Consider the following 12144-nt stretch of genomic DNA (forward strand, 5'->3'; position numbering starts at 1 on the left):
AACTCGCCGAGAGCTTCATCAGCATGGTTCATATTGCTACCGCAAGATACTGGCTCAAATTCGTCCACGCCGCCTAGTGGTCCGATTCCAACATTTGCATCCCTCGGTTCAAGCGCTGAGCAAATGTTGGTATCCAAAAGACCACTAGGAAGTATATGTATCTGGTGGATTTTTCGAATTTGACGTTTGAAACAGCATCTATGTCAGCCGGGATTCAAACGTCAAATTCAATCCACTAGAGCATGTCTCCCGAAAGTGGGAACCGGTTTCGGGAGAAAGACATGCGTAAAAACAAACAGATAGAGCATTTCCAATGATTCAATCAAAACAGGAAATGCTCTAGAAAGCACGGCTTACCGGCCTTGCAGCAAATCGAAACAGTTTTCATCGGAATTGTGGATGTCTCAAAGCTCCCCCCAACTTCAACCACCGCATGCAGCCAAACATCCGGTCAATGACACCCGCCACGGGATCACACGCACCGACGACTACGCCTGGTTGCGTGCGGACAATTGGCAGGAAGTATTCAAGGACCCGTCGGTTCTGTCCCCTGAAATTCGCACGCATCTGGAAGCAGAGAATGCATATCAGGCAGCGCTGATGAAGGACACGGAAGCGCTACAGAAAAGCCTGTTCGCAGAAATGCGCGGGCGCATCAAGGAAGACGACTCCTCCGTTCCCGCCAAGGATGGGCCTTTCGCCTATGGCGTGTCCTATCGCACCGGCGGCGAGCAGCCCTATTTCATTCGCACGCCACGCGATGGCGGCGCGGAAACTATCCTTCTCGACGGTGACGTCGAAGGCAAGGACAAGGCCTATTTCCGCCTTGCATCAGCCGATCATGCGCCGGATCACCAGCTTTTGATCTGGGGTTACGATGACAAGGGTTCGGAATTCTACAAGCTGAAAGTCCGTGACCTGTCGTCCATGAAAGACCTTGAAGACATCGTCACCGACACGAATGGCGGCGGTGCGTGGGATGCGGAGAGCAAGGGCTTTTTCTATACGCGCCTCGATGAGAACCATCGACCGTCCAAGGTCTTCTATCACAAGGTGGGCACGGACCAGTCTGAGGACCATCTGATCTATGAAGAGAAAGATCCCGGCTTTTTCCTCGGTGTCGGCGGCTCCGCGCTGGACGACTATATCTTCATCGACATTCATGACCATGAAACGTCGGAATGCTGGCTCCTTCCCGCCAGCGATCCGGCGGCAAAGCCGCAGCTCGTCATGGAGCGCAAGACCGGTACGGAATATGACATCGCACCGGGTGGCGACGTGTTCTACATTCTGACCAATGCGGATGGCGCCAAGGATTTCAAGATATGCCAGGCGCCTGCTGCCACACCGCAGCCGGAAAACTGGGTCGAGGTCGTGGCAGAGAAGCCGGGGCGGCTGATCCTGTCACACTCCGCCTACAAGCATCATCTTGTCTGGATGGAACGCGATAATGGCCTGCCGCGCATCGTGATCCGCGATCGCGAAACCGGCGAGGAACATGCCATCGCCTTCGACGAGGAGGCCTATTCGCTCGGCCTTCACGGCAGCGCCGAATATGATACGGATGTGATCCGCTTCTCCTATTCATCCATGACGACGCCGGAACAGCTCTTCGACTACAATATGCGGACGCGCGAGCGGAAGCTTTTGAAGACGCAGGAAGTTCCTTCCGGTCATAATGCGCATGACTATGTCACGCGCCGGGTGTTCGCCAAGGCGTCGGACGGTGAACTGGTGCCGGTGTCCCTGCTCTATCACAAGGATACAAAGCTCGACGGCTCCGCGCCCTGCCTGCTTTATGGCTACGGCTCCTATGGCATCACCATTCCGGCAAGCTTCAGCACGTCGCGGCTCTCGCTCGTGGATCGCGGTTTCGTCTACGCCATCGCGCATATCCGCGGCGGCAAGGACAAGGGGTTCGCGTGGTATGAAAACGGCAAGCGCGACAAGAAGGTGAATACGTTCACCGATTTCATCTCTGCCGCAAGGCACCTCGTTGCCGAAGGCTTCACCAGTCATGACCGCATCGTTGCGCATGGCGGTTCGGCAGGCGGCATGCTGATGGGCGCGATTGCCAATATGGCCCCCGACGCATTTGGCGGCATCATTGCCGAAGTGCCATTCGTTGATGTGCTGAACACGATGCTGGACGACACCCTTCCGCTGACCCCGCCGGAATGGCCCGAATGGGGCAATCCGATCACATCGGAAACGGATTACCAGATCATTGCCGGCTATTCGCCCTACGACAATGTCAGCCGTCAGGCCTATCCGGCCATTCTGGCCGTGGCAGGTCTTACCGATCCGCGCGTCACGTACTGGGAGCCTGCGAAGTGGGTCGCCAGACTGCGTGAGCTCAAGACCGACAACCATCCCGTCCTATTCCGTATCAATATGGACGCGGGCCATGCCGGGGCGTCGGGTCGCTTCTCGCGACTGGAGGAAGTCGCCTATACCTATGCCTTCGCGCTCAAGGTGACAGGCAAGGCGGGCGACACGCTCTGAGCCTCGAAAACAAGCATCGCATCCGGATTTTAGGATGCGATGCTTCCTTCATTTTTCGCATGTCTTGATCCCGAAACCGGTTCCCACCTTCGGGAGACATGCTATGGAAAAAGCACTATTTCGCTTATGATCTTATAGTATTGTTCAATAGCTATTCTTTTTAGGGAGAGACCGATGTTGCGTCAGTTCATTGCTGTTTGCCTCACTTCCGCATCGCTTGCGGTTTCCGGCCTTGTCGCGCTGCCGATGTTGGCTGAAGCGCAGGTACGCAAGGATGTCAGCGAATATGCGGGCCAGCGTTGCAGCGTGCCGAAAAGAGGCAGCGGCATCATCGTCGGCCAGTTCAGCGGCGTGGACGACTCGCCCTTCATCGCAGGCGGCGACGGACTGGTTCCGATAGACCGTGTCCGGTGCTTCAGCAGCATGTCTGAATGCAAGGGCTGGCTCTATACGATGCAGAGCAAATATACCAATGCTGGCGCCGCTACTCTGGTGCGTTGCACCAAGCGCTGAAGCTGAACATAAAAACTGCGGTTTTCACGAAGCCTCACGAATGGCATCCTCCCAACACTTGATGCATCGCCTTCGGGCGTCATCTTCGGTTTGGGAGGATCGGAAATGCAGCAGGCCAGTTATGTACATGGTGCGAGCGACAAGCTTCTCATCGGCAATACGATCGGTCGGCATCTCGACCAGATCGCGGAAAAATATCCCGGCCGTCCTGCCGTCATCGTCCGGCACCAGAATATTCGGCTGACCTATTCCGAACTGAGACAACTGACCGACCGGCTTGCCGAAGGCTTCCTCGCCATCGGGCTTCGCCCCGGCGAACGTCTCGGCATATGGTCACCGAACAATCTCGAATGGATTCTCACCCAGTTTGCGAGCGCAAAGGCGGGTCTGATCCTCGTCAACATCAACCCGGCCTATCGGGCGCATGAACTGGAATATGTGCTGGGGAAAGTCGAATGCGCAGCACTCATCCTCGCGCCGTCACTGAAAACCAGCAACTATATCGATATCCTGCGCAGCATCGTACCTGAACTCGATGAGGCCCGCCCCGGCCATTTGATGTCCGAGCGGCTTCCCACCCTGCGCTGCGTGATCCGGCTGGGTGCGGAACAGACGCCGGGCATGCTGAATTTCGACGATGTCGCCCAATCCGGCGATGAAGTCACCGGGCAAGAACTGGCGCAACTTGCCGAAGAACTGCAATTTGACGATCCCATTAATATCCAGTTCACCAGCGGCACGACCGGTAGCCCGAAGGGCGCAACGCTCTCGCATCACAATATCCTCAATAACGGGTTTTTCGTCGGCGAGGCGATGCAGCTTTCCGAACAGGACCGGCTCTGCATCCCGGTGCCGTTCTATCATTGCTTCGGCATGGTGCTCGGCAATCTTGCCTGCGTGACCCATGGTTCCTGCATGGTGATCCCGAACGAGAGTTTCGATCCGCTCCTGACGCTCCAGACCGTTGAAGAGGAGCAATGCACCGGCCTTCATGGCGTGCCGACAATGTTCATTGCGATGCTGGATCAGCCGGAATTCAGCCGTTTCAACCTCACCAGCCTGCGCACCGGCATCATGGCCGGATCGCCCTGCCCCATTGAAGTGATGCGGCGTGTGGTGAGCGAGATGCACCAGAGCGAAATCACCATCGCCTATGGCATGACGGAAACTAGCCCGGTCAGCTTTCAGAGTTCGACGACCGATCCACTGGAACGGCGCGTTTCCACCGTCGGGCGCATCCATCCGCATCTGGAGGTGAAGATCGTCGATGCGGATGGCAAGGTGGTGCCGCGTGGCGAAAAGGGCGAATTGCTGACGCGGGGCTACAGCGTCATGCGCGGCTACTGGAACGATGCGGAAAGTTCAGCTGGCGCCATAGACGATGCGAGCTGGATGCACACGGGAGACCTCGCGACGATAGACGAAGAAGGCTATTGCAACATCGTCGGGCGCATCAAGGATCTCATCATTCGCGGCGGCGAGAACATCTACCCGCGCGAGATTGAAGAGTTCCTCTTCACCCATCCCGCGATCAGCGACGTCCAGATATTCGGCATTCCCGATAGAAAGTTCGGTGAAATCATCTGCGCCTGGGTCAAGCTGCACAAGGATGGCCAGCTTTCCGAAGAGGAACTGGCCGAATATTGCCGACAGCGCATCGCGCATTACAAGGTTCCGGCCCATATCCGATTCGTGGATCAGTTTCCGATGACCGTAACCGGCAAGATCCAGAAATTCGTCATGCGGCAGATCATGATCGAGGAACTGGAATTGCAGGAAATTCGAACAGCGTAATTATCTCGTCACCTCACGAGGCATATTCTCCAAGAGCATTTGCTGTTTTGATTGAATCATTGCAAATGCTCTATCTGTTTGTTTTTACGCATGTCTTTATCCCGAAACCGGTTCCCACTTTCGGGAGACATGCTCTAGAGCGGGATGTTTGTAAGTTTTATCGTCGTCTTGCTCTAAGTTTTTGTTTGAGCATGATTTTATCCGAAAGCCGGTTCCCACTTTTCGGATACATGCTCTAATATTTTCGCTCATGGCGGCTTGCAAAGCGAAGGCGAGAATGCATATTACGTAAACGTAAGATTTTTGGGAGAGTTTCCATGGAAGAACTGATCGCACGCATCACCTCCAAAGTTGGCATCGATGCGGCAACGGCAGAAAAGGCAGTCGGCATGATCCTCGCCTTTCTGCAGAAGGAAGGTCCGGCGGCGGAAGTCCAGAAGCTTCTGGCAGCATTCCCCGGCGCTGAAGAAGCAATCGCGCAGGTCAAGGGCGGCGGCTTCCTGTCTGGCCTGATGGGCGGCGTGATGGGTCTCGGCTCGCAGCTCATGGGCGCTGGCCTCGGCATGGGTGAAATTTCCGGCGTTGCCAAGGAAACCATCCGCTTCGCCAAGGAAAAGGCCGGTGACGAACCAGTCGATGCCGTCATCGGCGCAATTCCGGGCCTCGGCCAGTTCGTCTGATTAAAGTTTACATGCTCGAAAAGGCCCCGGTTTCCGGGGCCTTTTTATTTGGACAGCCTGGAGCCTCTCCTGCTTTGATTGAACCATTGGAAATGCTCTCTCTTTGTCTTCACGCATGTCTTTATCCCGAAACCGGATGCAGCCGCGTGAATGATGGACTGATTTCCTCCGCAGGAGGCTCGCACTTTTGCTGAAAAACCTTCAGTATAAAACAATAGTATTTAAGTCATGTTTTTCACGATAACGTGAATCCAATGTAATAATCCCTATAAATTCAGAATGATACTTGCCGCATTGGGGATTTACTCGATGCGATGATTGCAATGTCCAGGATTGTATCGGATATTTGAACCAAGGGAGAATTTTTGTTCATTTTTTAAATATGGAGAATCGTATGCGTTTGTTTTTCCTGACTGTCAGCTCTGCAGCGGTATTGGTTGCCGGTGTCGCACAGGCCGACGTCATCGCCGATCGTCAGGCAATCATGAAGGACCTTGGACGTTCGGTTGGGTCGATTGCTCCCATGGTCAAGGGCGAGAAGCCGTTCGACGCAGCCACAGCTCTTGCTGCACTCGAAAAAATCGATGCCGACGCCAGGAAGCTGGACGTGGACACGCTTTTCCCTGCTGGTTCTGATCAGGGTGACACCGAAGCTTCTCCGAAAATCTGGGAAAACAAGGACGACTTCGTCAAGCACGTCGAAAAATTCCAGACCGATGCCGCAGCAGCACTGGCAGCCAAGCCGCAGGATCTGGATGCGCTGAAGCCAGCCTTCCAGCAGGTCGCCGCCAATTGTGGTTCCTGCCATCAGGCCTTTCGCGTCAAGAAGAACTGATCTTCACTGTTGACACAGAGCACACCGGACGGAAACATTCGGTGTGCTGGATGTGAGTGGCGCGGTGCCAATGCCCCGCGCTCTAACGACCCTGTTGAATGACAGCCATAAGAGCGGTCCGCAATCGCCGGAACCGCCAGACGGGAACGGATGGAATGGTCCGAAAACTGGCATATGTCGCAGGCGTCGTGGTCGTCCTTGGAGCTGCGGCTTTCTGGATTCTGACCACACCGCAGAAGGTGGACGCGACCGTGCTGGACGCGATGAAGCCCGGCGACCCCGTCAAGGGCGAACAGGTTTTCTGGGCGGGCGGCTGCGCTTCCTGCCATGCCGCACCCGGTGCCTCGGGTGATGCGCGCAAGGTACTGGCGGGCGGCCATGAGCTGGTTTCAGATTTCGGGACTTTCATTGCGCCCAATATTTCCTCGTCCGAGCAGGGAATTGGAACCTGGACTATTCAGGATTTTGCCAATGCGATGCTGAAAGGCGTCGGAAAGCAGGATGAGCATCTTTATCCGTCCTTCCCCTACACCTCTTATACAAGGATGCAGCCGCAGGATGTGGCCGACCTCTTTGCCTTTATGAAAACGCTGCCGCCTTCCGACAATGTCGCGGCCCCGCATAAGCTATCCTTCCCTTTCAATATCCGACGAGGGCTCGGCCTCTGGAAGCAGCTTTACCTGACTGACCGGCCAGCGGTGGAAATCGCAAATGCTTCCGATCACGTGAAGCGCGGCCAGTATCTGACGGAAGCGCTTGGCCATTGCGGCGAATGCCACACGCCGCGCAACACGATTGGCGGGCTGGATACCGGCAAATGGCTGGCCGGAGCACTGTCACCGGAAACCGGCAGCGACGGAAAGCGAGGCATTGTTCCGAACATCACGCCGGACGAAGCGGGCATCGGCGGCTGGAGCGAGAAAGACATCTCCTACGCGTTGCAAAGCGGCTTTACCCCGGATTTCGATTCGCTTGGCGGCTCGATGACCGACGTGGTTGCGAATATGGCTCATATTGCCGAAGCGGATCGCAATGCCATTGCCGCCTATCTGAAAGCCATTCCGGCGCACCCGAACGGCTATCCGGCGCGTTGAGGGCCGCGATCCGGCATAATCTTACCGATCCTCGTTTCACTCCGGCCGGATTTTGCTCTATATCGTAGGTTATACCAATTCTCATCGAGTTTGAGTGATCGAGACTTGGTTAAGCCCGTGCGGCAATTGAGCATTTTCAGGGCGTGATGCCTTAGCATCTTGGCGCCCTGCTATTATAGTTGAACAGAGGGAGCAAGCTGCCTGATGACTGCCGAAGACGCTATTTTTCTTGGCGCGAGCCGCAAGCCTGACGACTCCTACCAGCAGCCGGAATATCTAGCGCTGAAATACGGCAACCGGCACGGCCTCGTCACCGGCGCGACCGGCACGGGTAAAACGGTCACGCTGCAGGTTCTGGCCGAAAGCTTTTCGGCGGCTGGCGTTCCCGTTTTCTGCGCCGACATCAAGGGCGACCTTTCCGGCATTGGCGCCATCGGCGTTCAAAATGACGGCCTCATCAAGCGTGCGGCGGAAGTGAAGCTCGAACCGTACGAAATGCGCGCCGCGCCTGTGATCTTCTGGGATATTTTCGGGGAACAGGGCCATCCCGTCCGCGCTACCATTTCAGAGATGGGGCCGCTGCTCCTGTCGCGCCTGATGAGCCTGACCGATGCGCAGGAAGGCGTGCTGAACATTGCCTTCCGCCTGGCGGATGAAGAAGGCTTGCTGCTTCTGGACCTGAAGGATTTGCAGGCCATTCTCGCTGAAATGGCGGAGCGCTCGGCAGAGCTTTCCGGTAAGTACGGCAATGTGAACAAGGCTTCGGTGGGCGCGATCCAGCGTTCGCTTCTGGTCCTCGATCAGCAGGGCGGCTCGAAATTCTTCGGGGAACCAGCGCTCAAGATTTCGGACCTTATGCGCACCACGACCGACGGGCGTGGCGTGGTGAGCGTGCTCGCCGCCGACAAGCTGATGATGAGCCCGCGGCTCTATTCCACCTTCCTGCTCTGGCTGATGTCGGAACTGTTCGAGGAACTGCCGGAAGTCGGCGATCCCGACAAGCCGCGGCTCGTCTTCTTCTTCGATGAAGCCCACCTCCTCTTCGATGAAGCACCGAAGGCATTGATCGACCGCGTCGAGCAGGTGGTGCGCCTGATTCGCTCCAAGGGCGTCGGCGTTTATTTCGTGACACAGAACCCGCTCGACGTGCCGGAAACGGTTCTGGCACAGCTTGGCAATCGCGTGCAGCACGCACTTCGAGCCTATACGCCGCGCGAAACCAATGCCGTGAAGACTGCAGCCGATACGTTCCGTCCAAACCCGGATTTCAACACGTTCCAGGCGATCACCAATCTCGCCACCGGTGAAGCGCTGGTTTCCACGCTTCAGGCAAAAGGCGTGCCTTCCATCGTGCAGCGCACGCTGATGCGTCCACCTTCATCGCGCATCGGACCGCTGACACCGGAAGAACGCGCCAGGATCATCGCGGCAAGCCCGGTTGCCGGGCAATATGATCAGGTTGTGGACCGTGATTCCGCTTTTGAAATGCTGGCCCGCAAGGCGCAGAATGCAGCAGCAGCCCAGCAAAAGACCAAGGAAGAGGAAGAAGGCGGTGGTGGCATTCTTGGCGATCTCGTCGGCACCGCACTCGGCACTGGCCGTCGCTCCGGCCGCCAGACGGTTGCGGAAGCCGCGATGAAATCCGTCGTCCGCTCGGTCGGCAATTCGCTTGGCCGCGCACTGGTGCGCGGCATTCTCGGCGGCTTCAAACGATAGAAAGCGCTGGAGCATTTCCTGTTTTGGCTGAACCAGTGGAAATGCTCTAACCGTTTGTTTTCAAGCATGTCTCCCGAAATCGGTACCCGCGTTCGGGAAACATGCTTGAGAATCACGCCTTCGCCGGTTTGGCGAGAGCGAAGGCTACGAGGGCATTGGCGTGACCGTGTCCCATCTCGAATTCCGACTTCAGCCAGTTGACGATTTCCATATGTTTGTCGCCCTTTCGCTGCTCAATCAGCGAAAGCCAATGCTGGACAGGCTGTCCGTACTTTTTCTCGATGGACGGGAAATAGGACGCAGGCCCCTTCACGGCTTCCTTGGCAGTTTTTTCCTCGGACATGACTTCCCTCCCCTTGTTCCGACGATTTGTCCGCGCGGAAAGTGACTTATTTTCAAAGCGGCGGCAAGTTGGCGCGACACAATAGAAAAAGCCCCGGACAGTTGGCTGTCCGGGGCTTTGCAATCTGCCGTTTCGGCACTCGCTATTACATCACCAGAATTGGTGACTTCGCCGGAACGCGATCATAGAGATCGATGATGTCCTGGTTCAGGAAGCGTACGCAGCCCGAAGAGACCGCCTTGCCGATGGACCACCATTCCGGATTACCGTGCAGGCGGTACAGCGTGTCTTTGCCGTCCTGGAAAATATAGAGTGCGCGGGCGCCGAGCGGGTTCTTGAGGCCCGGAGCCATGCCGCCGTTCTTGGCGCTGTACTGCACCAGTTCCGGCTGGCGGGCGACCATTTCATCCGGCGGGGTCCAGCGCGGCCACTGGCGCTTGTACTGGATCACAGCACGGCCAGACCATGCGAAGCCTTCGCGACCGATGCCGACGCCGTAGCGCATCGCCTGTCCATTTTCGAGGACGAGATAGCAGAAGCGGTTAGCCGTATCGATGACGATCGTACCGGGCAGTTCGCCGGTTGGGTCCTGCACAACCTGACGCAGGAAGCGCTTGTCCATCTTCTGGATCGGAATTGCCGGAAGCTGGAAGCCGCCATCCTCGACGGCGGCATACATCTGCGCCCAACCGCCATAGGAAGAGTCGACATTGGCCTGCGGGGTGCGGTTGATCGGGTTGCCCGACTGATCCACATCAATGATTGGAACATTCTGCCCCAACTGAGCGCAACCGGCCAGACCGGCGGCCGCTGTTGCTGTCATTGCCGTCAGAAAGGAACGGCGGGTAAGGGTCGTTTGCATATGAAAACCAGTTTGGTGACGGGAGGAGTTACAGATACACATTCAGGGTTAACGAATTGCGACCCGGCCAATTGTGGCAGATGCGCGGTGAGCTGTCGAAACGGCCTCAAACGGCTGTTTCCGGTGTTCGGTTGCACGGAAAACGCCCGAGAAATGTGGCGTACGCCCGTTCGCAATGCGGCCTAAACGTGGCGAAAGCCCACCAGCGCGGCTCGTGTTGCAGCCGCGACACAATTTTGGGTGCAGGAGCCTGCTTTCCATAAACCGGGAAAGTTCAAATTTTAGTGATTACTCAATCAAGCAATTGGAGACTTGGCAGAATCAATGCCGGAGCGAACTGCTTATATTCGTCGGGCTGGTTGCTCCGATTGATCCAGACCCCGCGCATACCGAACCGTACCGCACCTGCCACATCCCAGCGGTTCGAGGACTGGAACGAGATTGCGGAAGGATAAAGCCGCCACTGTAGGGTGACGAGTTCATAGACGGCAGGGGCCGTCTTGTATTTCCTGACTTCATCGACCGAAATCACATCATCAAGCAGGACGTCAAGCGCTGCCGAACGGACGGCGGATTCCAGCATCGCGGGTGAGCCGTTGGAAAGAATTGCAAGCCGTGCGCCCTTTTCCTTCAGGCTTTTGAGGGCCGCTGGCACTTCCGGATAGCAATCGAGCTTCCAATAGGCGTCGAGCAGGTCATTGCGCAGCGCCGGATCGACAGAAGGGTAGCGTGCGAATGCGAAATCGAGCGAATCCTCGGTCAGCTTCCAGAAATCGCTATAGGCACCCATCAGGCTCAGCACCCAGGAATATTCGAGCTGCTTTGCGCGCCACAGTTCGGAAAATGCCCGTCCGTCCGGCCCGGCTTTGTCTGCATGTCGCCGCACCGCCGAATGGACATCGAATAATGTGCCATAAGCGTCGAAGACATAAGAACTGTGGGACACCGTTTCCTCCTGTGAGGGTCCGCCACGCATCGCGAAGCATAAAATCTAGAATTGCGCCATCCTACTGTGATTTCAATAATAATTCATTGTCTTGAAGCTGAATTGCACATTCGCGCCATTGCCGCCCGCACCGATGCGGCCTATGTAGATTCCGCACGCAAGTTTTGAGGCAGCATCTGCTCGGCCCGCCGCAAGCTGCCCACGTAAGTTGCCATGTAAGCAGAAAGAAAAGAGGAGAGTTTCCAATGGCTTTCGAACTGCCCGCCCTGCCGTATGACTATGACGCCCTTGCGCCTTTCATGTCGCGCGAGACGCTTGAACTTCATCACGACAAGCACCATCAGGCCTATGTCACCAATGGCAACAAGCTGCTTGAAGGCTCCGGCCTCGAAGGCAAGAGCCTTGAAGAGATCGTCAAGGAAAGCTATGGCAAGAACCAGGGCCTCTTCAACAATGCCGGCCAGCACTACAACCACATCCTGTTCTGGAAGTGGATGAAGAAGAACGGCGGCGGCAAGAAGCTGCCGGGCAAGCTTGAAAAGGCAATCGAGTCCGATCTTGGCGGCTACGACAAGTTCCGTGCGGATTTCATCGCTGCCGGTGTCGGCCAGTTCGGTTCGGGCTGGGCCTGGCTGTCGGTCAAGGACGGCAAGCTTGAAATCTCCAAGACCCCGAACGGCGAAAACCCGCTGGTTCACGGCGCAACGCCGATACTCGGCGTCGATGTGTGGGAACATTCCTACTATGTCGATTATCGCAATCTGCGTCCGAAATACCTCGAAGCCTTTGTCGACAGCCTCATCAATTGGGAATTCGTCGAAGAGCTGTACGAAAAGGCCTGATGCCTTTCGTGCAG

The 12144-nt window shown here is 56.4% G+C and carries 11 protein-coding genes; 8 read left to right on the forward strand and 3 right to left on the reverse strand.

Annotated elements, in window-relative coordinates; genetic code table 11:
* Positions 1 to 399 precede the first annotated feature (399 nt).
* The 7 genes from KWJ32_RS24250 (at position 400) to KWJ32_RS24280 (ending at position 9137) form a co-directional block, all read left to right on the forward strand.
* The gene (locus KWJ32_RS24250; RefSeq protein WP_256886414.1) at positions 400 to 2505 is read left to right on the forward strand and encodes a S9 family peptidase; all 2106 of its coding nucleotides are present in this window, start codon (positions 400 to 402) and stop codon (positions 2503 to 2505) included.
* A 174-nt stretch (positions 2506 to 2679) separates the two neighbouring features.
* Positions 2680 to 3018 (forward strand): hypothetical protein, encoded by a 339-nt coding sequence (locus tag KWJ32_RS24255; RefSeq protein ID WP_256886415.1) that lies wholly within the window; start codon positions 2680 to 2682, stop codon positions 3016 to 3018.
* 105 nt (positions 3019 to 3123) lie between these two features.
* Positions 3124 to 4812, forward strand: a complete 1689-nt coding sequence (locus tag KWJ32_RS24260) for an AMP-binding protein (RefSeq protein ID WP_256886416.1) — start codon at positions 3124 to 3126, stop codon at positions 4810 to 4812.
* 317 nt (positions 4813 to 5129) lie between these two features.
* Complete coding sequence (locus KWJ32_RS24265) at positions 5130 to 5492, forward strand: DUF2267 domain-containing protein (RefSeq protein WP_010661572.1); 363 nt, start codon at positions 5130 to 5132, stop codon at positions 5490 to 5492.
* A 394-nt stretch (positions 5493 to 5886) separates the two neighbouring features.
* Positions 5887 to 6327 (forward strand): cytochrome c, encoded by a 441-nt coding sequence (locus tag KWJ32_RS24270; protein WP_256886417.1) that lies wholly within the window; start codon positions 5887 to 5889, stop codon positions 6325 to 6327.
* A 155-nt stretch (positions 6328 to 6482) separates the two neighbouring features.
* Entirely contained in the window at positions 6483 to 7421 is a 939-nt protein-coding gene (locus KWJ32_RS24275; protein WP_256886436.1) for a cytochrome c, read from the forward strand.
* A 204-nt stretch (positions 7422 to 7625) separates the two neighbouring features.
* Complete coding sequence (locus tag KWJ32_RS24280; protein ID WP_256886418.1) at positions 7626 to 9137, forward strand: helicase HerA-like C-terminal domain-containing protein; 1512 nt, start codon at positions 7626 to 7628, stop codon at positions 9135 to 9137.
* Positions 9138 to 9249: 112 nt separating this feature from the next.
* On the opposite strand, the gene KWJ32_RS24285 is transcribed toward KWJ32_RS24280, so the two are convergent.
* The 3 genes from KWJ32_RS24285 to KWJ32_RS24295 form a co-directional block, all read right to left on the reverse strand.
* Positions 9250 to 9480 carry a DUF4287 domain-containing protein gene (locus KWJ32_RS24285; protein WP_256886419.1) on the reverse strand — a complete coding sequence of 77 codons (231 nt, stop codon included), beginning with the start codon at positions 9478 to 9480 and terminating at the stop codon, positions 9250 to 9252.
* 145 nt (positions 9481 to 9625) lie between these two features.
* Complete coding sequence (locus KWJ32_RS24290; RefSeq protein WP_061347206.1) at positions 9626 to 10342, reverse strand: L,D-transpeptidase; 717 nt, start codon at positions 10340 to 10342, stop codon at positions 9626 to 9628.
* A 292-nt stretch (positions 10343 to 10634) separates the two neighbouring features.
* Positions 10635 to 11288, reverse strand: a complete 654-nt coding sequence (locus KWJ32_RS24295; protein WP_112590704.1) for a haloacid dehalogenase type II — start codon at positions 11286 to 11288, stop codon at positions 10635 to 10637.
* Positions 11289 to 11533: 245 nt separating this feature from the next.
* Between KWJ32_RS24295 and KWJ32_RS24300 the strand changes: the two genes are divergently transcribed.
* A complete protein-coding gene (locus KWJ32_RS24300) occupies positions 11534 to 12130 on the forward strand; it encodes a superoxide dismutase (RefSeq protein ID WP_012092469.1) in 597 nt (198 codons plus the stop codon).
* Positions 12131 to 12144: the final 14 nt, after the last annotated feature.

The organism is Ochrobactrum sp. BTU2 (genome assembly GCF_024539785.1).
GTDB classification, from domain to species: Bacteria; Pseudomonadota; Alphaproteobacteria; order Rhizobiales; family Rhizobiaceae; genus Brucella; species Brucella anthropi.